The organism is Kitasatospora sp. NPDC049258, assembly GCF_040678895.1.
In the GTDB taxonomy this organism is placed as follows: Bacteria; Actinomycetota; Actinomycetes; order Streptomycetales; family Streptomycetaceae; genus Kitasatospora.
In genome coordinates this window covers 140,431-163,640 of the sequence record NZ_JBFAQT010000015.1, presented here as the reverse complement: position 1 = coordinate 163,640, position 23,210 = coordinate 140,431, and the positions used below count along the sequence as shown (strand labels likewise).

Annotated in this window: 14 protein-coding genes; 11 read left to right on the top strand and 3 right to left on the bottom strand. The window is 72.9% G+C overall.

Annotation, left to right across the window (positions count from 1 at the left end):
* Positions 1–9: 9 nt before the first annotated feature.
* Positions 10–2,772, top strand: coding sequence for a preprotein translocase subunit SecA (gene secA / locus AB0K43_RS15925; protein ID WP_363639935.1), 2,763 nt, complete (start codon positions 10–12; stop codon positions 2,770–2,772).
* An 80-nt stretch (positions 2,773–2,852) separates the two neighbouring features.
* Here secA and AB0K43_RS15920 read toward each other — a convergent pair whose 3' ends face one another.
* Positions 2,853–3,467, bottom strand: coding sequence for an Rv3235 family protein (locus AB0K43_RS15920; RefSeq protein WP_363639933.1), 615 nt, complete (start codon positions 3,465–3,467; stop codon positions 2,853–2,855).
* 309 nt (positions 3,468–3,776) lie between these two features.
* Between AB0K43_RS15920 and AB0K43_RS15915 the strand changes: the two genes are divergently transcribed.
* The 5 genes from AB0K43_RS15915 to AB0K43_RS15895 all read left to right on the top strand — a co-directional run bounded on the left by AB0K43_RS15915 (position 3,777) and on the right by AB0K43_RS15895 (position 13,204).
* Positions 3,777–4,871 (top strand): patatin-like phospholipase family protein, encoded by a 1,095-nt coding sequence (locus tag AB0K43_RS15915; protein ID WP_363639931.1) that lies wholly within the window; start codon positions 3,777–3,779, stop codon positions 4,869–4,871.
* Positions 4,872–4,988: 117 nt separating this feature from the next.
* The gene (locus tag AB0K43_RS15910; protein WP_363639929.1) at positions 4,989–5,498 is read left to right on the top strand and encodes a hypothetical protein; all 510 of its coding nucleotides are present in this window, start codon (positions 4,989–4,991) and stop codon (positions 5,496–5,498) included.
* Positions 5,499–5,528: 30 nt separating this feature from the next.
* On the top strand, positions 5,529–6,185 hold the full coding sequence (locus AB0K43_RS15905; RefSeq protein ID WP_363639927.1) for an HAD family hydrolase: 657 nt from the start codon (positions 5,529–5,531) through the stop codon (positions 6,183–6,185).
* Positions 6,186–6,319: 134 nt separating this feature from the next.
* Complete coding sequence (gene pruA / locus AB0K43_RS15900) at positions 6,320–7,945, top strand: L-glutamate gamma-semialdehyde dehydrogenase (RefSeq protein WP_363639980.1); 1,626 nt, start codon at positions 6,320–6,322, stop codon at positions 7,943–7,945.
* Positions 7,946–8,263: 318 nt separating this feature from the next.
* Positions 8,264–13,204 carry an NAD-glutamate dehydrogenase gene (locus AB0K43_RS15895; RefSeq protein WP_363639925.1) on the top strand — a complete coding sequence of 1,647 codons (4,941 nt, stop codon included), beginning with the start codon at positions 8,264–8,266 and terminating at the stop codon, positions 13,202–13,204.
* A gap of 79 nt (positions 13,205–13,283) precedes the next feature.
* Here AB0K43_RS15895 and AB0K43_RS15890 read toward each other — a convergent pair whose 3' ends face one another.
* Positions 13,284–16,043, bottom strand: a complete 2,760-nt coding sequence (locus tag AB0K43_RS15890; protein WP_363639923.1) for an FtsK/SpoIIIE domain-containing protein — start codon at positions 16,041–16,043, stop codon at positions 13,284–13,286.
* Positions 16,044–16,397: 354 nt separating this feature from the next.
* On the opposite strand from AB0K43_RS15890, the gene AB0K43_RS15885 reads away from it, so the two are divergent.
* From AB0K43_RS15885 to prfB, 3 genes are all read left to right on the top strand, one after another.
* Positions 16,398–18,212: a serine/threonine-protein kinase gene (locus AB0K43_RS15885; RefSeq protein WP_363639921.1), complete on the top strand. Its 1,815-nt coding sequence runs from the start codon at positions 16,398–16,400 to the stop codon at positions 18,210–18,212.
* Positions 18,213–18,370: 158 nt separating this feature from the next.
* The gene (locus AB0K43_RS15880; RefSeq protein WP_363639919.1) at positions 18,371–19,660 is read left to right on the top strand and encodes a serine/threonine-protein kinase; all 1,290 of its coding nucleotides are present in this window, start codon (positions 18,371–18,373) and stop codon (positions 19,658–19,660) included.
* A gap of 35 nt (positions 19,661–19,695) precedes the next feature.
* Positions 19,696–20,808 carry a peptide chain release factor 2 gene (gene prfB, locus AB0K43_RS15875; RefSeq protein WP_363639917.1) on the top strand — a complete coding sequence of 371 codons (1,113 nt, stop codon included), beginning with the start codon at positions 19,696–19,698 and terminating at the stop codon, positions 20,806–20,808.
* A gap of 64 nt (positions 20,809–20,872) precedes the next feature.
* On the opposite strand, the gene AB0K43_RS15870 is transcribed toward prfB, so the two are convergent.
* Positions 20,873–21,067, bottom strand: a complete 195-nt coding sequence (locus AB0K43_RS15870; RefSeq protein WP_363639915.1) for a hypothetical protein — start codon at positions 21,065–21,067, stop codon at positions 20,873–20,875.
* A gap of 386 nt (positions 21,068–21,453) precedes the next feature.
* On the opposite strand from AB0K43_RS15870, the gene ftsE reads away from it, so the two are divergent.
* The gene (ftsE, locus tag AB0K43_RS15865; protein ID WP_100889970.1) at positions 21,454–22,143 is read left to right on the top strand and encodes a cell division ATP-binding protein FtsE; all 690 of its coding nucleotides are present in this window, start codon (positions 21,454–21,456) and stop codon (positions 22,141–22,143) included.
* Positions 22,144–22,216: 73 nt separating this feature from the next.
* Positions 22,217–23,125: a permease-like cell division protein FtsX gene (gene ftsX / locus AB0K43_RS15860; protein WP_350639675.1), complete on the top strand. Its 909-nt coding sequence runs from the start codon at positions 22,217–22,219 to the stop codon at positions 23,123–23,125.
* Positions 23,126–23,210 lie beyond the last annotated feature (85 nt).

Sequence of the window (23,210 nt, the reverse complement as noted above, 5' to 3'; positions counted from 1 at the left end):
CCCGCCCAAGTGTCCGTCTTCGACAAGATCCTGCGCGCAGGCGAAGGTAAGACCCTTCGCAAGCTGCAGCGGATTGCTGCCCAGGTCAACTCGATCGAAGAGGACTTCGTCAACCTCACCGACGACGAACTGCGGGCACTGACCGACGAGTACAAGTCCCGGCTGGCGGACGGCGAGTCGCTGGACGACCTCCTGCCGGAGGCGTTCGCCACCGTCCGCGAGGCGTCCAAGCGGGTGCTCGGGCAGCGCCACTACGACGTCCAGCTGATGGGTGGCGCGGCGCTGCACTTCGGCCACGTCGCGGAGATGCGCACCGGTGAGGGCAAGACCCTGGTGGGCACCCTGCCGGCGTACCTCAACGCGCTGACCGGCAAGGGCGTGCACCTGATCACGGTCAACGACTACCTCGCCGAGCGTGACTCGGAGTGGATGGGCCGGGTGCACCGCTTCCTCGGCCTCGAGGTCGGCGTGATCCTCGCCAACATGTCGCCGGCCGAGCGCCAGCGTCAGTACGGGATGGACATCACGTACGGCACCAACAACGAGTTCGGCTTCGACTACCTGCGCGACAACATGGCCTGGTCGCAGGACGAATTGGTGCAGCGCGGCCACAACTTCGCGATCGTCGACGAGGTCGACTCGATCCTGATCGACGAGGCCCGTACGCCGCTGATCATCTCCGGTCCGGCGGACCAGGCCACCAAGTGGTACAGCGACTTCGCCAAGCTGGTCCAGCGCCTCAAGCGCGACCGCGACTACGAGGTGGACGAGAAGAAGCGCACCGTCGGCGTGCTGGAGGAGGGTGTCACCCGGGTCGAGGACTACCTGGGCATCGACAACCTCTACGAGTCGGTGAACACCCCGCTGGTGGGCTTCCTCAACAACGCCATCAAGGCCAAGGAGCTCTACAAGAACGACAAGGACTACGTCGTCATGAACGGCGAAGTCATGATCGTGGACGAGCACACCGGCCGCATGCTGGCCGGCCGCCGGTACAACGAGGGCATGCACCAGGCGATCGAGGCGAAGGAGGGGGTGGAGGTCCAGAACGAGAACCAGACGCTGGCCACCATCACCCTGCAGAACTTCTTCCGCCTGTACGACAAGCTGTCGGGCATGACCGGTACCGGTACCACCGAGGCCGCCGAGTTCCACCAGATCTACAAGCTCGGCGTGGTGCCGATCCCGACCAACAAGAACCCGCTGCGGATCGACCAGCCCGACCTGATCTACAAGTCGGAGCCGGCCAAGTTCGCCGCCGTGGTCGAGGACATCGCGGAGCGGCACGAGAAGGGCCAGCCGGTGCTGGTCGGCACCGTGTCGGTGGAGAAGTCCGAGTACCTGTCCCAGGAGCTGCGCAAGCGCGGTGTCCCGCACGAGGTGCTGAACGCCAAGCACCACGAGCGCGAGGCGCAGATCGTCGCGCAGGCCGGTCGCAAGGGCGCGGTCACCGTGGCCACCAACATGGCCGGCCGCGGTACCGACATCAAGCTCGGCGGCAACCCCGAGTACCTGGCCGCGGCCGAGCTGGCCCAGCGCGGGCTGAACGAGGAGGACACGCCGGAGGAGTACGCGGCGGCCTACCCGAGCGCGCTGGAGAAGGCCAAGGAGGCCGTCAAGGTCGAGGAGGCGGAGGTCCAGGAGGCCGGCGGCCTCTACGTCCTCGGCACCGAGCGGCACGAGTCCCGCCGGATCGACAACCAGCTGCGCGGCCGCTCCGGCCGGCAGGGCGACCCGGGCGAGTCCCGGTTCTACCTGTCGCTCGGCGACGACCTGATGCGGCTGTTCAAGGCCGGCATGGTCGAGCGCGTGCTGTCGATGGCGAACGTCCCGGAGGACGTGCCGATCGAGTCGAAGATGGTCACCCGGGCGATCGCCTCCGCGCAGACCCAGGTCGAGCAGCAGAACTTCGAGATCCGCAAGAACGTCCTCAAGTACGACGAGGTGCTCAACCGCCAGCGCGAGGTCATCTACACCGAGCGCCGCCGGGTCCTGGAGGGCGAGGACCTGCAGGAGCAGATCGGCCACTTCATGGACGACACGGTGGCGGCCTACGTCGCCGCCGCGACCGGTGAGGGCTTCGAGGACGACTGGGACCTGGACAAGCTCTGGACGGCCCTCAAGCAGCTCTACCCGGTCACCCTCGACCTGGAGGAGCTGGAGGAGGAGGCCGGCGGCCCGGCCGCGCTGACCCCGGACTACCTGACCAAGGTGCTCCAGGAGGACGTCCAGTCCCAGTACGGCGCCCGCGAGGACCAGCTCGGCGAGCAGATCATGCGCGAGCTGGAGCGCCGCGTGGTGCTCTCGGTGCTGGACCGCCGCTGGCGCGAGCACCTGTACGAGATGGACTACCTGCAGGAGGGCATCGCGCTGCGGGCCTACGCCCAGCGCGACCCGCTGGTCGAGTACCAGCGCGAGGGCTTCGACCTGTTCTCCGCCATGATGGAGGGCATCAAGGAGGAGTCCATCGGCTACCTGTTCAACCTGGAGGTCCAGGTCGAGCAGCAGGTCGAGGAGGTGCCGGTCGCGGACTCGGACTCGGACGCCCCGCTCTCGCTGGAGAAGGACGCCCGCCCGGAGATCAAGGCCAAGGGCCTGGAGGCGCCGCAGCGCAAGAAGCTGCACTACGTCGCCCCCTCGGACCAGATCGGCGGCGGCGTGGTCGAGGGCGACTTCGAGGACGCCGTGCCGGACGACGGCGACGGGCTGACCCGCGCCGAGCGCCGCAAGGCCGCCAAGTCGGCCAAGGGCGGCCGTCGCCGCAAGGTCTGACCGGCCCGGCGCACGCTGTCACCAGGGCGCCGTTCCCGCTGTCGCGGGGGCGGCGCCCTGGCGCGTACCGGGGCGGCCGTTCAGCGGGCCTCCACGGCGGCGCACTGCCACTGCAGGGTCTGGCGGTGCTGCTCCAGGCGGAAGGCGACCATGTGGTGGCGCGGGCCGAACTCCACCCGGACGCAGACCTCCAGCGCCCCGGTGCCCGGTGCGGAGTCGTAGACCCGGCCCAGCCTGGTCCGCGGGGGCCGGCCGTGCGGGCGCAGCGGGCCGCTGCGGACCAGGGCGACGATCTGCTGGTAGCCGCGCAGCGTGGTGTGGCGCTGGAGCTGGCCGACCGGACGGACCCCGGTGAGCACCTCGACCAGGCGGTGCGCGAAGCGGGTCGCCAGCTCGCCCTGCCCGGCCCCGCGCGCCGGGGCACACGCTGTCCGCGGGTGGCGCGGGGCGCGGGCGGGCGCCGTGCGGGCGTGCAGGGCCGTGGGTGAGGCGGCGGGTGCGGTGACCGGATGCGGGTGGCGGACGGGGCGGCGCGGGCGGTGCCGCCCGGGCGAGGGCACCAGCGGGTGGACGCGGGGCGACGCGGGCCGGAGCGGGTCGACCGGTGTGTCGATCGGCGCGTCGACCGGCGCGTCGACCGGTGCGTTCGGCCCGGCTTCCGGCGCGGCGGCGGTGAGGGTGGTGGCTTCGAGCACGGCGGACCTCCCGGGGATGTGGCGGCGGGTCCCTTGGTACCGAGGCGCGGGACGGGGCGGCAAGCGCCCGGCGCGCGCGGTCGGTGCCCGCCTCGGTGTCACCTATCCGAGTGAGGCCGGTGCTGGCGCGGGCCTCGGGCCATCCGGGCCGGCCCGGGCCCGGTCGTCGCCCTGGCCGGCCCGGATGGCCCGAAGGGGTACGGGTGACGGGTGCGAACGGGCGTTGCCCTGCCGGGACTACCGGCAGGTAGGGCGCAGTATCGGGGGGAGCGGAATCGGCGACGAGGCGGGCGGTGCGGCGTGACCCAGGTGTCTACCGGAGACGACCGGCCGGCCCGGAGCGGGCCGGCCGCCGAGCGTGCGGGGGGCGGCCGGGCCGGGGACGGGCCGCGGCGCGGCCTGGTGCTGGGCGGCGGCGGGATGCTCGGGGCGGCCTGGACGGTCGGGGCGCTGTGCGCGGTCGAGGAGATCACCGGCTGGCGGCCGGGCAGCGCCGAGGTCCTGCTCGGCACCTCGGCCGGCGCGCTGCTGAGCGCCCTGCTGGCGGCCGGGGTGCAGCCCGCGGAGCTGCGCGACCACCAGCTCGGCCGGCCGGTCACCGCCGGGCCGCTGGTGGGGATCGACTTCGACTACGACACCGTGGTCGGCGGGGCGCTCCCGCCGCGTCCGCAGGCCGGCATCGGGTCGCCGGGCCTGCTGCGCGACGTTGTGCGCCACCCGCGGGACTATCCGTTCCTGACCATGGTCTCGGCCGCCGTGCCGCCCGGCCGGGGCTCGGTCGCGCCGATCGGCGACCTGGTCCGGGAGCTGCTCGGGGACGGCGACTGGCCGGCCGGCAGCGGGCTGCGGGTGGCCGCCGTGGACTACCGGTCCGGGCACCGGGTGGCCTTCGGCGATCCGGACGCGCCGGTGGCCGGGGTGGCCGAGGCGGTGATGGCCTCCTGCGCGATCCCCGGCTGGTTCGCGCCGGTGGAGGTGGCCGGCGGCCGGTACGTGGACGGCGGCTGCTGGTCGGCGACCAACGCGGACCTGATGGCCGGCCGCGGGCTGGACGAGGTGTACGTGCTGGCGCCGATGGGCGTGCGACTGCACCCCGCCGGCCGCGCCGAGCCGGGCCGCGGCACCGTCGCCGCGCTGCGCGAGTGGCGCGAGCGCGACCGGCCGCGCGGGGTGCTGGCCCAGCTGCTCAGCCGCTACCGGCGCGCGGTCACCCGGCAATTGCTGCGCGAGGTGCGGCAGCTGCGGGCGGTGGGCACCCGGGTGCAGCTGCTGGCGCCGACCCAGGCGGACCTCGCGGTGATGGGGCCGAACATGATGGACCCGTCCCGGCGCGGCCCGGTGCTGGAATCGGCGCTGCGCACCAGCCGGGCCGCCCTCGCCGCCCTCGCCGCGCCGGCCGGCTGACCGGGCCGGCCGGCCGCCCCACGCGCGGCGGGCGCAAGCGGCGCCAGGGTGATCACCCGGGCCGTATTCTTGGGGACGCGGTGTGCTGGCCGCGACTGATCGAGGAAGGTGCTCCCGATGCGCGTGTACGTGCCCACCACGTTGAAGGGTCTGGCCGCGGTGCACCCGGGGGGCGCGCTGGACCAGGGCGTGGCCTACGCGGTGACCCCCGCGCTGCGCGAGTGGTACGTCAGCGACGACCTGGAGGAGCTGGAGTACGCCGCGCTCAACCGGGCCGCCGAGTGCTCGCTGCGCCTGCTCGCCGAGGACGCCGCGGCGCCCCGGCGCCGGGTGGTCGTGGCGGTCGAGGTCGCCGACTCGGCGGTCTCCCCGTACCCGGGCGACGAGTACGAGGACCAGGGTTCGCTGGGCCGGGTGGTGCTGACCGGCCCGATCCCGCTGGCGAAGGCCGCCGCGGTGCACGCGGACGTGGCCGACGAGGAGGTGGCGGCGGACGTGGCGGCCGCGGCGCTGGCGATCGCGGCGGCGGACAAGGGCGACTCGGACGCGCAGTTCACCGTGGGCGGCGCCGAGGACCACGAGCTGCTCTGGTTCGCGACCCAGGAGATCCCCGGCCTGCTGGCCTGACTGTCGGCGGTGCCCGGTACGGTTGCCGACGTGCGCACTCATATCGTCTGGGACTGGAACGGCACGCTCTTCCACGACATGGACGCGGTGCTCGGCGCGAGCAACGCGGCCTTCGAGACCATCGGCATCGCGCCGCTCAGCCTCGAGCAGTACCGCGAGATGTACGAGATCCCGATCCCGCGCTTCTACCGGCGCCTGCTCGGCCGCGACCCGAGCCAGGCCGAGTGGGAGGCGCTGGACGACGTCTTCCACCTCCGGTACGCGGAGCTGAGCCGCGCCTGCGGGCTGACCACCGGTGTGCCGGAGCTGCTGAGCGGCTGGCGGGCCACGGGCCGGAGCCAGTCGCTGCTGTCGATGTACGAGCACGACCGGCTGCTGCCGGTGGTGCGCACCTTCGGGCTGCTGGACGAGTTCCTCCGGGTGGACGGCCGGACCGGTGCCTCGGGCGGCCGCAAGGCGGGTCACCTGGCCCGGCACCTGGCGGCGCTCGGCGCCGAGGTGGAGCCGGGGCGCACGGTGCTGATCGGCGACGCGGTGGACGACGCGCGGGCGGCGCTCGCCTCGGGGCTGCACGCGGTGCTCTACACCGGCGGCTCGCACACCAGGGCGAAGCTGGAGGTGGCCGGCGTCCCGGTGGTGGACAGCCTCGCGGAGGCGGTCGAGCTGGCGGCGGAACTGGCCGCCTGAGCGCAGCGCCCGGGAGATCACCGCGCGGGCGTGTCGCCCCGGCCGGATCGGCGGCCGGTTGGTCAGTCTGGACCGACGCCAGTCAGCGCCGGCCCGGCGCCGGCCGTCCGGACTTCCGTGGAGCTACCGTGCCGATCGACGCAGTGACCCAGGTCCCGATCCCCGTCAACGAGCCGGTGCACGGATACGCGCCGGGCAGCCCCGAGCGGGAGCGGCTGGAGCGGAAGCTGGACGAGCTGGCCGCCGAGCAGATCCCGCTGCCGATGACCATCGCGGGCGAGCTGCGGTTCGGCGGCGGGGAGCGGATCGAGGTGGTCCAGCCGCACCACCACGCGGCCCGGCTGGGGGTGCTCGGCAATGCCACCCACCAGGACGCGCAGCTGGCCGTGGACGCCGCGCTGGCGGCCGGGGCCGAGTGGCGCTCGCTCTCCTTCGACGACCGGGCGGCGGTCTTCCTGCGCGCCGCCGACCTGCTGGCCGGGCCGTGGCGGGAGACGGTCGCGGCGGCGACCATGCTCGGCCAGTCCAAGACCGTCCAGCAGGCGGAGATCGACGCACCCTGCGAGCTGGTCGACTTCTGGCGCTTCAACGTGCACTTCGCCCGGCAGATCCTGGCCGACCAGCCGCAGTCCTCGCCCGGGGTGTGGAACCGGACCGACCACCGGCCGCTGGAGGGCTTCGTCTACGCCGTGACCCCCTTCAACTTCACCGCCATCGCGGGGAACCTGCCCACCGCGCCGGCGCTGATGGGCAACACCGTGGTCTGGAAGCCGTCGCCGACCCAGACCCTCGCCGCGCACCACCTGATGCGGCTGCTGGAGGCGGCCGGCCTGCCGCCCGGGGTGATCAACCTGGTGACCGGTGACGGCCACGCGCTCTCCCAGGTCGCGTTGGCCAATCCGGCACTGGCCGGCCTGCACTTCACCGGATCGGCCAAGACCTTCCAGTTGCTCTGGAAGACGATCGGCGCCAACCTCGGCTCGTACCGGACCTATCCGCGGATCGTCGGGGAGACCGGCGGCAAGGACTTCCTGGTCGCCCACCCCTCGGCCGACCCCGGCATCCTGCGCACGGCGCTGCTCCGGGGCGCGTTCGAGTACCAGGGGCAGAAGTGCTCCGCGCTCTCCCGCGCCTACCTGCCGCGCGGACTGTGGCAGCGGATCAAGGACGAGTTCCTGGCCGAGGTCGACGCGCTCACCGTCGGAGACGTCACCGACCTGAGCAACTTCATGGGCGCCCTGATCGACGCCCGGGCCTACGCGAGGAACCGGACCGCGATCGACCGCGCCCGGCAGGATCCGACCGTGGAGCTGGTGGCGGGCGGCGAGTACGACGACGCCATCGGCTACTTCGTGCGGCCCACCGTGCTGGTCGGTACCGACCCGCGCGACGAGATCTTCCGGACCGAGTACTTCGGCCCGATCCTGTCCGTCCAGCTCTACGAGGACGCCCGCTGGCCGGAGGTGCTGGACCGGGTGGACGGCGGGGCGCCGTACGGGCTGACCGGGGCGGTGATCGCGCAGGATCGGTACGCGATCGCCCAGGCGGTGGAGCGGCTGCGGTTCAGCGCCGGCAACTTCTACATCAACGACAAGCCGACCGGCGCGGTGGTCGGCCAGCAGCCGTTCGGCGGCGGCCGCGCCTCGGGCACCAACGACAAGGCGGGCGCGGCCCAGAACCTGCTGCGCTGGACCTCGGCCAGATCGATCAAGGAGACGTTCGTCCCGGCGACCGACCACCGCTACCCGCACATGGGCTGAGGGGTGCAGGATGGCGATCAATCCGGCAGCCGCTGACAGTCCGATCGTGCCGATTGGACATGGTGTCCAGGAAGGAACGATCTCCCTACAGGATTGCTCCTCCCTGTCCCCTGACACCTTCGTTTCATCAGGTTAGGCTGACTGGCGTCGCCGGATAGTCGCAGGCCAAACGTCCTGTCGTACCCAGATGTAGTGCCGTTCATGCGTGGCATGGGCGGTTTTCATCAGGATCATGCGAGAGGATTGCGGACGGACCCGGCGGTGTACACCCAGCCACCACCGAGTCACGCAACGGCGCGCGACAGGAGCCAAACAGCCATGCAGACCAAGCTGGACGCAGCCAAGGCCGAACTGCTCACCAAGGCAGCAGCAGCCGCTGAGAACAGCCAGGTGGGGGGAGCGGCGCCAGGGGAGGGCCTGAGCAACGGCGCTCTGGCCGCATACCTGCACCACTACTACCTCCACACCGCTCCCGAGGACCTGGTCGACCGCGACCCGGTCGACGTGTACGGCGCGGCGGCCTCCCACTACCGGCTGGGGCTCAAGCGCCCCCAGGGCACCGCCGAGGTCCGGGTCTACACCCCGACCGTGGAGGAGAACGGCTGGTCCTGCGGCCACACCGTGGTCGAGGTGGTCACCGATGACATGTCCTTCCTGGTCGACTCGGTCACCAACGAGCTGACCCGCGAGGACCGCGGCATCCACGTCGTCATCCACCCCCAGCTGGCCGTCCGCCGTGACATCACCGGCAAGCTGCTGGAGATCCTGGACATCGACGCCTGCTCGCGCAGCCAGGCCGCCGGTACCGAGTGGCCCGCCGACGCGGTGGTCGAGTCCTGGATGCACATCGAGATCGACCGCGAGACCGACCGCGACGACCTCCGCGCCATCGAGACCAACCTGCGCCGGATCCTGGGCGACGTCCGCGAGGTCGTCGAGGACTGGACCAAGATGCGCGACTCCGCGCTCCGGCTGGCCGACGAGCTGGCCGAGGAGCCCCCGGCGCACCTGGCCGAGCAGGAGGTGGCCGAGGCCTGGGAGCTGATGCGCTGGCTGGCCGACGACCACTTCACCTTCCTCGGCTACCGCGAGTACGACCTGGCCGAGCACCGCGGCGAGGAGGTGCTGCGGGCCGTCCCCGGCACCGGGCTCGGCGTGCTGCGCTCCGACCCGATCAGCGTCGACACCGACCACCACCCGGTCAGCGAGGCCTTCGGCCGGCTGTCCGCCCCGGTCCGGGCCAAGGCGCACGAGAAGAAGCTGCTGGTCCTCACCAAGGCGAACAGCCGCGCCACCGTGCACCGCCCGGCCTACCTCGACTACGTCGGCGTGAAGAAGTTCGACGCCAACGGCGAGGTGATCGGCGAGCGCCGCTTCCTCGGCCTGTTCTCCTCCGCCGCGTACACCGAGTCCGTCACCCGGATCCCGGTGGTCCGCCGCAAGGTGCAGGAAGTCCTGGCCGACTCCGGCTTCTCCGGCGACAGCCACGACGGCCGCGACCTGCTGCAGATCATGGAGACCTTCCCCCGGGACGAGATCTTCCAGACCGCCGCCGCCGAGCTGCTCTCCATCGCCACCAGCGTGCTCTACCTGCAGGAGCGCCGCCGGCTGCGGCTGTTCCTGCGCCAGGACGACTACGGCCGCTACTACTCGGCCTTCGTCTACCTGCCGCGGGACCGCTACACCACGCGGATCCGGCTGCGCCTGATGGAGATCCTCATGGAGGAGCTGGGCGGTGAGACGATCGACTACACGGTGCACGCCACCGAGTCGGTGCTGACCCGCCTGCACTTCGTGGTCCGGGTCGCGGCCGGCACCGAGCTGCCGCAGCTCAGCGACGCCGAGATCGAGCGGATCGAGGCCAAGCTGGCCGAGGCCGCCCGGTTCTGGATGGACAGCTTCCACGACCAGCTGCACACCGAGCTGGGCGAGGAGCGGGCCGCCGAGCTCGGCCACCGCTACGCCAACGCCTTCCCCGACGGCTACCGGGCCGACTTCACCGCCCGCACCGCCGTCTCCGACCTCAAGCAGATCGAGTCGCTGCACGGCGAGGGCGACTTCCGGCTGAACCTCTACCAGCCGGTCGGCGCCGGCGACGACGAGCGCCGCTTCAAGATCTACCGGGTCGGCGGCCCGATCTCGCTCACCGAGGTCCTCCCGGTCCTCCAGCGCCTGGGCGTCGAGGTGCTCGACGAGCACCCGTACGCGCTGCGCCGCTCGGACGGCACCACCGCGTGGGTGTACGACTTCGGCCTGAAGCTCCGGGAGGCCACCGAGCTGACCGACGAGGCCCGCGAGCGCTTCCAGGAGACCTTCTCCGCCACCTGGATGGGCAAGGCCGAGAACGACGGCTTCAACGAGCTGGTCCTGACCGCCGGGCTGACCTGGCGCCAGGCGGTCGTGCTGCGCGCGTACGCCAAGTACCTCCGGCAGGCCGGGAGCACCTTCTCCCAGGACTACATGGAGGACGCGCTCCGCAACAACACCCACACCACCCGGCTGCTGGTCAACCTCTTCGAGGCCCGCCTCAGCCCCAGCCACCGCTCGGGCGCGCTGGAGCTCACCGAGGGCATCTTCGAGGAGCTCAACGGCGCCCTGGACGAGGTCGTCTCGCTGGACGAGGACCGCATCCTGCGCTCCTTCCTGCACCTGATCAACGCCACCCTGCGGACCAACTTCTTCCAGCACGCGGCCGACGGCCAGTGGCACTCCTACGTGTCGATGAAGTTCGACCCGAAGGCCATCCCTGACCTGCCGGCCCCGCGGCCCGCCTTCGAGATCTGGGTCTACTCGCCCCGGGTCGAGGGCGTCCACCTGCGCTTCGGCAAGGTCGCCCGCGGCGGTCTGCGCTGGTCCGACCGGCGCGAGGACTTCCGGACGGAGATCCTCGGCCTGGTCAAGGCCCAGATGGTCAAGAACACCGTGATCGTCCCGGTCGGTGCCAAGGGCGGCTTCGTCGCCAAGCAGCTGCCGGACCCGTCGGTGGACCGCGACGCCTGGCTGGCCGAGGGCATCGCCTCGTACAAGACCTTCATCTCGGCGCTGCTGGACATCACCGACAACCTGGTGGCCGGCGAGGTCGTCCACCCCGCCGACGTGGTCCGCCACGACGAGGACGACACCTACTTGGTGGTCGCCGCCGACAAGGGCACCGCGACCTTCTCGGACATCGCCAACGGCGTCGCCGAGGCGTACGGCTTCTGGCTGGGCGACGCCTTCGCCTCCGGCGGCTCGGCCGGCTACGACCACAAGGGCATGGGCATCACCGCCCGGGGTGCCTGGGAGTCGGTCAAGCGCAACTTCCGCGAGCTGGGCCACGACACCCAGACCGAGGACTTCAGCGTGGTCGGCATCGGCGACATGTCCGGTGACGTGTTCGGCAACGGCATGCTGCTCAGCGAGCACATCCGGCTGGTGGCCGCCTTCGACCACCGGCACATCTTCCTCGACCCCGACCCGGACGCCGCGGTCTCCTTCGCCGAGCGCCGCAGGCTGTTCGACCTGCCGCGCAGCTCCTGGGACGACTACGACAAGTCGCTGATCTCGGCCGGCGGTGGCGTCTTCTCGCGCTCCGCCAAGGCGATCCAGCTCTCCCCGCAGGTCCGCGAGCGGCTCGGCATCGAGGCGTCCAAGATCACCCCGGCCGAGCTGATGAAGGCGATCCTGCAGGCGCCGGTCGACCTGTTCTGGAACGGTGGCATCGGCACCTACATCAAGGCCTCCACGGAGACCAACGCCGAGGTCGGCGACAAGGCCAACGACGCGATCCGGGTCAACGGCAGCCAGGTCCGGGCCCAGGTGGTCGGCGAGGGCGGCAACCTCGGCTGCACCCAGCTCGGCCGGATCGAGTACGCCGCGGTGGGCGGCCCGGAGGGCACCGGCGGCTGGATCAACACCGACGCGATCGACAACTCGGCCGGTGTGGACACCTCGGACCACGAGGTCAACATCAAGATCCTGCTCAACCAGGTGGTCGCCGACGGCGACATGACGGTCAAGCAGCGCAACGCCCTGCTCGCCGAGATGACCGACGAGGTCGGCCACCTGGTGCTGCGCAACAACTACGCGCAGAACGTGGTGCTGGCCAACGCCGTCGCCCAGGCCGTCTCGATGGTCAACGTGCACTCCCGCATGATCAACCGGCTGGAGTCGGCCGGGCAGCTCGACCGGGCACTGGAGTTCCTGCCCACCGAGCGGCAGATCCGCGAGCGCCAGCAGAGCGGCCGCGGGCTCTCCCAGCCCGAGCTGTCGGTGCTGCTCGCCTACACCAAGATCACGCTGGCCGACGAGCTGCTCGCCACCGGGCTGCCCGACGACCCGTACTTCCGCACCGTGCTGCACGAGTACTTCCCGAGCGCGCTGCGGGCCCGGTTCGCCGAGGCGATCGACAACCACCCGCTGCGCCGGGAGATCATCACCACCCTGATCGTCAACGACACGATCAACCGCGGTGGCTGCACCTTCGCCTTCCGGCTCCGCGAGGAGACCGGCGCGACGATGGAGGAGATCGCCCGCACCCACGCGGCGGCCCGCGCGGTCTTCGGCCTGGAGCACATCTGGGACCAGATCGAGGCGCTGGACAACCAGGTCCCGGCCGAGATGCTGACCAAGATGCGGCTGCACTCGCGCCGCCTGGTCGAGCGCGCCACCCGGTGGATGCTCAACAACCGCCGGCAGCCGCTGGACATCGCCGGCACCATCGAGTTCTTCCACGACCGGGTCAACCAGGTCTGGGACAGCCTGCCCAAGCCGCTCCGCGGCGAGGACGCGGCCTGGTTCGACAAGATCTACCAGGAGCTCTCCGAGGCGGGTGTGCCCGAGCTGCTGGCCACCCGGGTGGCGGGTCTGTCCTCGGCCTTCCCGACCCTGGACATCGTCGGGGTGGCGGATCGCTCGGACGCGGACGTGATGGAGGTCGCCGAGCTCTACTACGACCTGGCCGACCGCCTGCAGATCACCCACCTGCTGGACCGGATCATCGAGCTGCCGCGCACCGACCGGTGGTCCTCGATGGCCCGCGCGGCCATCCGCGAGGACCTGTTCGCCGCGCACGCCGCGCTCAGCGCGGACATCCTGGCCTGCGGCCCCGAGGGCTCCTCGCCGGAGGAGCGCTACGGCGCCTGGGCCGAGCTCAACAGCACCCTGCTGTCGCGGGCCAAGACCACCCTCGACGACATAAGGGGTTCGGACAACTACGAGCTGTCCAGCCTCTCGGTCGCGATGCGGGTGATCCGCACCCTGCTGCGGGCCGCGCGCTGAGCAGGTAGCAGCACGCCGAAGGGGCGGGACCGGGTGACCGGTCCCGCCCCTTCGGCGTCCACCGCGGTGGGCCGCGGCCCTAGGAGGCCGCCGCCCGCTGCAGCGCGCTGGCCAGCAGCGCGAGGTCGGTCGGCCCGTTGCCGAGCTCGCGGACCGGTCGGCGGGTCGGTGGCTCGCCCAGCTGGGCCTGGTCGATCGCCACCACGGTGGGCCGCAGGGTGGCCGTCCGGGGGATCCGGCCGCTCACCCGGGCGGTCTGGAAGGCCGTCACCCCGCCGTCCGGGCGGCGCAGGTAGCCCCGGCCCGGGGTGTCCTCCGGCAGCGCCGCCGCGTCCGGCAGGTCGATCAGCAGGTCGGACTCGGCGGGCTGGTCGGTGCGCAGGGCGATCCGCAGCAGGGCCGCCTCGTCCACCTCCGTCCCGGCCGTCAGCTCGGGCGCCCCGGTGGCCGCGATCAGGTGGACGCCGAGCCGGCCGCCCCGCCCGGCCACCTCGGCCAGCGCCCTGGCCAGCGGCCGGCCGGCCGGGGAGGTCGGGGCGAGCAGCGCGTCGTAGTCGTCCACCACGACTATCAGCCGGGCCGGCGGCGGCCCGTCCGCGGCCGGGCCGGCCGGGGCGGTGCCGGGTGCCCGGCGCGGCTCGATCACCCGGGCGCCGGCCCCGGCCGGGGCCGCGCCGCCGCTGGTGACCAGCGCCGGGCTCCGGGCGAACGGTCGGGCCGCGTGCCAGGCGGCGAAGCCCAGCTCGCCGAGGACGGCGGCGCGGTGCGTCAGCTCGTCCAGCAGCGACTCGGCGGTGAGCAGGGCCTGCCGCGGATCTGCGGCCGCGTTGAGGTGGCCGACCACGTGCGGCAGCTCGGTGCAGCCGGCGAGCCCCAAGTCCTCGCCGGAGCCCGCCGCCCGGCCCTCGACGATCATCAGCTGGAGCCGCTCCGGCCGCTCGGCGACGGCCAGCGAGGCGATCAGCGTGCGCAGCAGCTCGGTCTTGCCGGCCCCGGGGCCGCCGCCGACCAGCAGGTGCGGACCGCCCGCCTCGGCGGCCGCCAGCTCCGGGTCGGCGAGGTCGACGGTGCAGGGCTCGCCGCCGCGCGCGGTGCCCAGCAGCGCGCCGGCCGCACCGGCCGACAGCGGCAGCTCGGACCAGCGGGCGGAGACCTTGGCGGGGGTGACGCTGTCCAGCCCGAGCAGGTCGAGCAGGCGCAGCGAGGCGGGCAGCGGCCCGCGGGCGACCGGCGTGGCCTCCCGGAGCGGGGCCAGCACCCGGGCCAGGCGCTCCGCCCAGACGGTCGAGACCGCGTCCAGCGCGACCTCCTCGACCAGCTCGCGGCCCTCGGGGGCGGGCCGGTCGACCGTGAGCAGGGTGCCGACCTCTCCGGTGATCCGGGCGGTGGCGCCGATCCCGGCGGGCAGCTGGTCCACCCGCTCGGCCAGGCAGAGCGGGTGGACGCCGAGCGCCGGGCCCTGGCGCAGCAGCAGCGCCAGGGCGTCGCGCCCGGCCGCGGTGCCCGGGTCACCGTCCACCAGGACGACGGTGGCGGGCGGCCGGGCGGTGGCGGCCGCCAGCTCGGTGAGCCGGGCCTCGGACTGCTCGGGGCCGACGCCGACCAGCAGCCGGCAGGCCTGGCCGTGCATCGGCCGCAGGTGCGGCAGCCACTGCGCCCAGGACCACTCGGCGGCGGCCTCCTCGTCGGCCGCGACCAGCACCAGGTTGAGCCCGCTCGGCGGGTGCAGGGCGGCCAGCTGGGCCACCAGGGCGCGGGCCAGCGCGGCCAGCCGGGGGCGGGGGCCGGCCAGGCCCAGGCTGCCGGCGGCCTGCAGGCCGACCGTGACGGGCACGGCGGGCAGGACGGCGCCGGGGGCGGTGCCGGGGCCCGCGGGCCGGTCCGCGGTGCCGAGCCGCAGGGTGAGCGCGTCCGGATGCCCGGGGGCCCGCTCCCACAGCCGGGGCCCGGGACCGAGGGCGGTGAGCAGCAGGGCGGCCGGGTCGGGCCAGCGCTCGCGCTGGGCGAGGGCCTGCCGGCTCACCGCGTCGGCGTGCTGCTGGGCGGCATCGGCCCGGTCGGGCTCGGCCGCGGCCCGGCCGCGGCGGCGGGAGAGCAGGGCGCGGGCCCGCCCGCCGGAGCTCGGCGGCTCGGCCGCGGGGGCCGGTGCCGGTGCGCCCGGGCCGGGCCGGGCCGGCGGGCGGGCGGCCAGGCCGAGGTGGCCCTCGCCGTCCGGCACCAGCGGGCGGGGCTGCTCGGCCGGCTCGGACCCGCCCGGGCGGGTCAGCTGGACGGTGGACTCGCCGAGCCGGACCAGCCCGCCGTCGGCCAGCTCGGCCGCCTCGCCGCGCAGGTACCAGCCGTCCAGCCGGGTGCCGTTGGTCGAGCCCAGGTCGCGCACGGTGGCGCGGCCGTCGGCGGCCAGGTGCAGCGAGAGGTGCAGCCGGGAGACGTCCGGGTCGTCCAGCGGCACGTCGGCCTCGCTGGAGCGGCCGAGCCGGATCTCCTCGCCGTGCAGCCGGTGCACGCCGCCCGCGTCCGGGCCGCCGATCACGCGCAGCTCCGCGGCGGCGGGCGACCCGTCGCCGTCCGCGTCCGGATCGGGCTCGCCGAGCGACAGGACGGTGCCGTCGACCAGCGGCGGGTGGCCGAGCAGGGCCTGCTCCTCGATCCGGCGTGCGCCGGCGTAGAGGTGCACATGGGTCGCGGACCGCGGGCCTCTGACACCTGCCGCGCCTGCCAGGGCGCCCGCCAGGGCACCCAGCGTGGTCCCGGCCGGAGCCGTGACCAGCACATCGGTGGCAACTCCGGCGCCTGCCGGGCCGCTGCGCGGTCGTAGGACGGTCAGCCGGATCTGCATCTCGCCCGTGGTCCCTTCTGCTCGTGCTGACTCTGCTCGTGCTGACGCGGTGAGTGGGCGCGGTGGTCGGTATGGGAGGGCATTGGGCATTGGGCCACAAGTGTGGTGGTGTCATCCTGCCACCCGGGACTGACAGTCCGCGCACGGTACCGGATTTGACGATCTTGCGATGATCGCCATGGTGGGCCGGACGGTACGTCAGGTCAAACCCCGCCCCACCAGGCCGTCCGGCGACTTGGATCAGGACACTCGCCGCCCACTCGGAAACCCGCACGGACACCGTTAGAGTTGCCGAAATCAGGGGTCCGCCAACCCGTCTCGGCCGGGGGGCGAGCGACGACAACGGGAGCACAGGTGCGGCCAGTCGGCAGCAAGTATCTGCTTGAGGAGAGCCTCGGGCGCGGGGCGACCGGCACCGTCTGGCGCGGCCGGGTCCGGGACGACGTCGCCGTCCCCGGTCTGCAGCCCGGCCAGGCCGTCGCGGTCAAGGTGCTGCGCGAGGAGCTGGCCGCCGACCCCGACATCGTGATGCGCTTCCTGCGCGAGCGCTCCGCCCTGCTCCGGCTCAGCCACCCCAACATCGTCCAGGTCCGGGACCTGGTGGTCGAGGGCGAGCTGCTGGCCCTGGTGATGGACCTGGTCGACGGCCCGGACCTGTTCCACTACCTGCGCGGCAACGGCCCGCTCAGCCCGATCGCCGGCTCCCTGCTGATGGCCCAGGTCGCCGACGCGCTGGCCGCCAGCCACGCGGACGGCATCGTGCACCGCGACCTCAAGCCCGCCAACGTGCTGCTGGCCACCGTGCGCCAGGACGGCGTCGAGCAGATGCACCCGATGCTGACCGACTTCGGCATCGCCCGGCTCGCCGACTCCCCGGGCATCACCCGCACCCACGAGTTCGTCGGCACCCCCGCGTACGTGGCCCCCGAGTCCGCCGAGGGCCGCCCGCAGACCTCCGCGGTGGACGTCTACGGCGCCGGGATCATGCTCTACGAGCTGCTCACCGGCCGCCCGCCGTTCCAGGGCGACGGCCCGCTGGCCGTGCTGCAGGCGCACCTGGCCCAGGAGCCGGAGCGCCCGCGCACGGTGCCCGAGCCGCTCTGGACGGTGATCGAGCGCTGTCTGCGCAAGAACCCGGCCGACCGGCCGACCGCCACCTCGCTCGCGCACGCGCTGCGGGTGGTCGCCGCCGGGGTCGGCGTGCACGCCTCGCCGGCGGCCGTGGACGCGGCCCTCGCCGTCGGGGCCCTGCTGCTGCCGGACCCGCAGTTCGCCGACCGGGCCGCGCCCGCCGCCCCGGTCGCCGCGCCGTTCGGCGCCGCCGACGCGACCCAGGTGCTGCCCTCGCACGCCTTCGACCCGGCGGCCGCGACCCAGGTGATGGGGCAGCCGGCGGCGGCCGGCGCGGCCGACCGCACCCGGATGATGCCGCCGGTGCCGCAGAACGGGCCGGCGGCCCCCGCCGCGCCGCCCGCCGGTGCGCCCGAGACCCCGCACCCGTGGCAGACCCAGCTGCGCGCGGCCCGGGACCGCAACCAGCAGACCGAGGTGGGCTACCTCGACCAGGAGGAGCTCGGCCGCCCCCAGGTGGCGCCGCGGCCCTACCAGGCCGGGCCGGACCCGTACGGCCGGCAGCAGCCCCAGCAGCCCCAGCAGCGACCCCCGCAGCCGGGCCAGTACCGGCAGCAGCCCCAGCCGGGCTACGCCCAGCGCCCGCCGGTCGCGCCGCCGCCGTACCAGGCCCCCCGCCCGCAGCAGCAGCCCCAGCAGCCGCCGCAGTACCAGCAGCCGCAGCAGGGCCAGGGCTATCAGGGGTACCAGGGTCAGCAGCCGCCCCAGGCGTACCCGCCGCCGTCCGCGGCCCCCCAGCGCCGCCAGGAGCCGCCGGCGCCGCAGCACCGCGAGCCCCAGCCGCCCCAGCGCCGGGAGCAGCAGCGCCCACCGCAGCGCGAGCCCGAGCCCCCGCGCGAGCGCGAGCCGCGCCGGCGCAGCCGGAACAAGATGTACATCCCCGGCCTCGGCTGCCTGAAGGGCTGCCTGATGGTGCTGCTGATCCTGGGGCTGGCCGCGGTGGCGCTGTGGAACTTCACCCCGCTGCCGGACTACTGGCACAACGTCCAGGACTGGTTCGCCGGTGTCCAGGACTGGTTGGGCAAGCTGGGGAAGTGACCCGCGCCCTGCCGGCGGGCGAGATTGACGATATGTCGACAATTCACAAATTTTCTCGCCCGCCAGTGCCTGCCAGGAGCGCTTCGGCGGCCCTCGGAGGGCTCCGGGGCGCGTAGGTTGTTCGCTGAGCACCGACCTACCGAGCCCACGGAGCAGCATTGGCACGCAAGATCGGCAGCCGGTACACCGTCCACCAGGTGATCGGCCGAGGCTCCGCCGGGACCGTGTGGCTCGGCGAAGGCCCGGACGGACCGGTGGCAGTCAAGCTGCTGCGGGAGGACCTGGCATCCGACCAGGTGCTGGTCGGCCGCTTCGTCCAGGAGCGGTCCGCCCTGACCGGCCTCGACCACCCCCGGGTGGTCGGCGTCCATGACATGGTGGTGGACGGCGACGACCTCGCGCTGGTGATGGAGCTGGTCCAGGGCACCGATCTGCGCACCCGGCTGGAGCGCGAGGGCGCGCTCACCCCGGCCGCCGCGGCCTCGGTGATCGCGGACGTGGCCGACGGCCTGGCCGCCGCGCACGCGGCCGGCATCGTGCACCGCGACGTCAAGCCGGAGAACGTCCTGCTCGACCTGGCCGCCCCGGCCGGCCCCGCCGGCGCCCCCCGGGCCAAGCTCACCGACTTCGGCATCGCCCGGCTGGTGGACGCCCCGCGCCGGACCAGGGCCACCCGGATCATCGGCACCCCCGACTACCTCGCCCCCGAGATCATCGAGGGCCTGGAGCCGCGTGCGGCGGTCGACATCTACGCCCTGGCCACGGTCCTCTACGAGCTGCTGGCCGGCACCACACCGTTCGGCGGCGGCCACACCGGCGCCGTGCTGCGCCGCCATGTGACCGAGAGCGTGCCGCCCGTCCCCGGGCTGCCGGACGGCCTGTGGCGGATCATCTCCGAGTGCCTGGCCAAGGCGCCCGCCTCCCGGCTGCGCGCCGCCGAGCTGGCCGAGCGCCTGCGCGAGCAGCTGCCCGCGCTGGCCGGCCTGCCGGCGCTCGCGGTGATCCCGGCGCAGGGCCGGCCGCCCGTCGAGGAGGTGCCGACCCCGGGCGAGGCGGTCTACGCGGAGGCCGACACCGGCACCGGCGCGCACCGCCGCCGGCGCGGCCCGGCCGTCCCGCTGGTGCCCGCCCCGCTGCCGGACTCGACCCGCGACACCCACACCAGCCTGCGCCGCCCGACCCCGCAGGAGCTGGCCTCGTACGCCGCCGAGTCCCGCGCCCAGCGCGGGGCCGCCCCGGCGGTGGGCCACCGCAAGGGCCGCAAGGCGCTGGTCCGGCGCCGCCGCCTGCTGGCCGTGGTGCTGGCCGTGGTGCTGCTGCTGGCCGGCGCGGCGGCCGCGTACACGGCCTTCGCCGCGGAGTCCGCGCCGCCGCCCGCGCACGCCGCCGGCGAGGGCGTGCGGGCGCCCGTGGAGGCGCCCGTGGAGGGCTGGCACCCCCCGGTGTAGTTGAGCGCCCTGCGCCAACCATTACGCTTGAGGGCGTGGCAGCCGTCGATCCTTCCGAAGAGCTCAAGAACCTCGAATCGACCATGGGGTCGATCGAGGCCGTCCTCGACCTGGACAAGATCCGGGCCGACATCGCGTCGCTGGAGGAGGAGGCAGCCGCTCCGAACCTGTGGGACGACCTGGCCAACGCCCAGAAGGTGACCAGCCGGCTCTCCTTCCTGCAGGGCGAACTGCGCAAGGTGCAGCACCTGCGCGGCCGGGTCGACGACCTCGGCGTGCTGTTCGAGCTGGCCGCCGACGAGGACGACGCGGACACCCTGTCCGAGGCCCTCACCGAGCTCACCTCGGTCCAGAAGGCCGTCGAGGAGCTCGAGGTCCGCACCCTCCTGTCCGGCGAGTACGACGCCCGGGAGGCCCTGGTCAACATCCGGGCCGAGGCCGGCGGTGTGGACGCCGCGGACTTCGCCGAGCAGCTGATGCGGATGTACCTCCGCTGGGCCGAGCGGCACGGTTACCCGACCGAGGTCTACGACACCTCGTACGCGGAGGAGGCCGGCATCAAGTCGGCGACCTTCACCGTGAAGTCGCCGTACGCCTACGGCACCCTCTCGGTCGAGCAGGGCACCCACCGGCTGGTCCGGATCTCGCCGTTCGACAACCAGGGCCGCCGCCAGACCTCCTTCGCGGGCGTCGAGGTGCTGCCGGTCGTGGAGCAGAGCGACCACGTCGACATCGACGAGTCCGAGCTGCGAATCGACGTGTACCGCGCCTCCGGCCCCGGCGGCCAGGGCGTCAACACCACCGACTCCGCGGTCCGGATCACCCACCTGCCGACCGGCGTGGTGGTCTCCTGCCAGAACGAGCGCTCGCAGATCCAGAACAAGGCCTCGGCGATGAACGTCCTCCAGGCCAAGCTGCTGGAGCGCCGCCGCCAGGAGGAGCGGGCCCTGATGGACTCGCTCAAGGGCGAGGGCAGCTCCTGGGGCAACCAGATGCGCTCCTACGTGCTGCACCCGTACCAGATGGTGAAGGACCTCCGGACGGAGTTCGAGGTCGGCAACCCGCAGGCGGTGCTGGACGGCGACATCGACGGCTTCATCGAGGCCGGGATCCGCTGGCGCAAGCAGCGCGAGGCCTCGAACGACTGACAAGTCGGCGCGGAATGCCGAAGGGCCCCGGAGCGGTTGCTCCGGGGCCCTTCGGTGTCGTCTGTCAGGCCAGTGCCTGTCGGGCGATGAACGCCACCGCCAGCAGGGCCACCAGCAGCGCGAGCAGCGCCGCCGGGGTCAGTGCGGCGAACGGGCCCTGCTCGTCCTGCAGTCGGGCGCGGTTGGCTCGGCACACCGGGCAGCGGCCGTCACTCACGCGGCCGTTGCAGTTGGCGCACACCAGATGGTCGCAAGTCATGCGATCTCCTCCTTGCTGCTACTGCCAACGCACCGGACGGGGATCTGGTTCCTCGATTGCCCTGTGCGGGGTAGCGGCCGACCGGGACCGCTCCTCTCCACTGTGCCAGGTCCCGACGGTTCCGGCCCCTGCTGTCCATGGTCCCGAGGGCTGTGAGATGCCTCGCAGTTTTCCGGTCAAACGGGAATAGAGGCGGACAATTCCCTTCGCCCAACGAGCCCAAGGCCTGCGCGCCGTCATCCGGGTCGCGTATGGTCCCGAGCCAAGTACTGACCGAGGAACGGCGCTGCGGGTCGAGCCTTCGGACCTGGACGTAACGATCGGGTCACGGGGGCCCCGGCCGGGCCGGTCGCCCTTCCACCTAGGATGGCCTCCGTGATGCAGCCGTGATCAGATTCGACAACGTCTCCAAGACCTATCCCAAGCAGAACCGTCCGGCCCTGGACAACGTCTCGCTGGAGATCGAGAAGGGCGAGTTCGTCTTCCTGGTCGGTTCGTCCGGCTCGGGCAAGTCCACCTTCCTGCGCCTGTGCCTGCGCGAGGAGCGACCCAGCGTCGGCGCGGTGCATGTGCTCGGCAAGGACCTGGGCAAGCTGTCCAACTGGAAGGTGCCGCACATGCGCCGCCAGCTGGGCACCGTCTTCCAGGACTTCCGCCTGCTCCCCAACAAGACGGTGGCGCAGAACGTGGCCTTCGCCCTGGAGGTGATCGGCAAGCCCAAGAGCGCCATCGCCAAGGTGGTGCCCGAGGTGCTCGACCTGGTCGGCCTCGGCGGCAAGGAGGATCGGATGCCCGGTGAGCTCTCCGGTGGTGAGCAGCAGCGCGTGGCGATCGCCCGTGCCTTCGTGAACCGCCCGATGCTGCTGATCGCGGACGAGCCGACCGGCAACCTCGACCCGCAGAACTCCGTCGGCATCATGAAGCTGCTCGACCGCATCAACCGCACCGGCACCACAGTGCTGATGGCCACCCACGACCAGGCCATCGTCGACCAGATGCGCAAGCGCGTGATCGAGCTCGACAAGGGGCTGCTGGTCCGCGACCAGGCCCGCGGCGTCTACGGCTACCAGTCCTGATCCCTGGGACAGCCGGTCCGACGCACTCCCGCCTGATTCGCCATACCTGCATTGACCCTGGATTGAGAGAAGCATGCGCGCCCAGTTCGTCCTGTCGGAGATCGGTGTCGGTCTCCGCCGCAACCTGACGATGACCATCGCCGTCGTCGTCAGCGTCGCGCTCTCGCTCGCCCTCGCCGGTGCCTCGCTCCTGGTCCGCGACCAGGTCAACTCGATGAAGGGCTACTGGTACGACAAGGTCGAGGTCAGCGTCTACTTCTGCACCAAGTCGGACGCCACCACCTCGGCCCAGTGCTCGGCCGGCGCCGCCACCCAGCAGCAGATCGACGACGTGCAGGCCAGTCTGTCGAAGATGCCGCTGGTGCAGAGCTCGACCTTCGAGAGCTCGGCCGAGGCCTACAAGCGCTGGAAGGAGACCAACCCGGACAACCCGCTGCTCGCCGCCGTGGGTGCGGAGGCGATGCCGCAGTCCTGGCGGATCAAGCTGGTCGACCCGACCAAGTACGACGTGATCCAGAGCGCCTTCGCGGGCAAGCCCGGCGTGAAGTCGGTCGAGGACCAGCGGAAGATCCTGGAGAACCTGTTCGGCCTGCTGAACGGCCTCCAGACCGCGGCATTCGTGATCATGGTGCTGATGCTCTTCGTCGCGCTGCTGCTGATCGTGAACACCGTCCGGGTGTCCGCGTTCAGCAGGCGGCGCGAGACCGGCATCATGCGCCTGGTCGGTGCCTCGAACTTCTATGTCCAGATGCCGTTCATCGCCGAGGCCGCGTTCGCCGCGCTGCTCGGCGCGACGATGGCGTCGGGGCTGCTGCTGGCCGGCCACTTCTTCGTCCAGCACTGGCTGGCGCAGCGCGTGCTGTTCATCCACTTCATCGGCCTGTCCTCGGTGTTGACGGTGATCCCGCTGCTGGTGGTGGTCGGTATGGGCATGGCCGGCATCGCCGCGTTCTTCACGCTCCGCAAGTACCTCAAGGTCTGACCCCCGGCCGGTCGCCGTCGACCGGCCGGCCCCGGCGGCCCCGGACGGCCTGTGCGCCGTCCGGGGCCGCTGCGCGTGCGCACCG

What these genes read in the sequence shown, in the direction of transcription:
- AB0K43_RS15910 (WP_363639929.1), top strand. Translation starts at nt 4,989, where the DNA reads ATGCGCGTGTACGTGCCCACCACGTTGAAGGGTCTGGCCGCGGTGCAC.
- AB0K43_RS15895 (WP_363639925.1), top strand. Translation starts at nt 8,264, where the DNA reads ATGCAGACCAAGCTGGACGCAGCCAAGGCCGAACTGCTCACCAAGGCA.
- AB0K43_RS15890 (WP_363639923.1), bottom strand. Translation starts at nt 16,043, where the DNA reads ATGCAGATCCGGCTGACCGTCCTACGACCGCGCAGCGGCCCGGCAGGC.
- AB0K43_RS15870 (WP_363639915.1), bottom strand. Translation starts at nt 21,067, where the DNA reads ATGACTTGCGACCATCTGGTGTGCGCCAACTGCAACGGCCGCGTGAGT.
- ftsX (WP_350639675.1), top strand. Translation starts at nt 22,217, where the DNA reads ATGCGCGCCCAGTTCGTCCTGTCGGAGATCGGTGTCGGTCTCCGCCGC.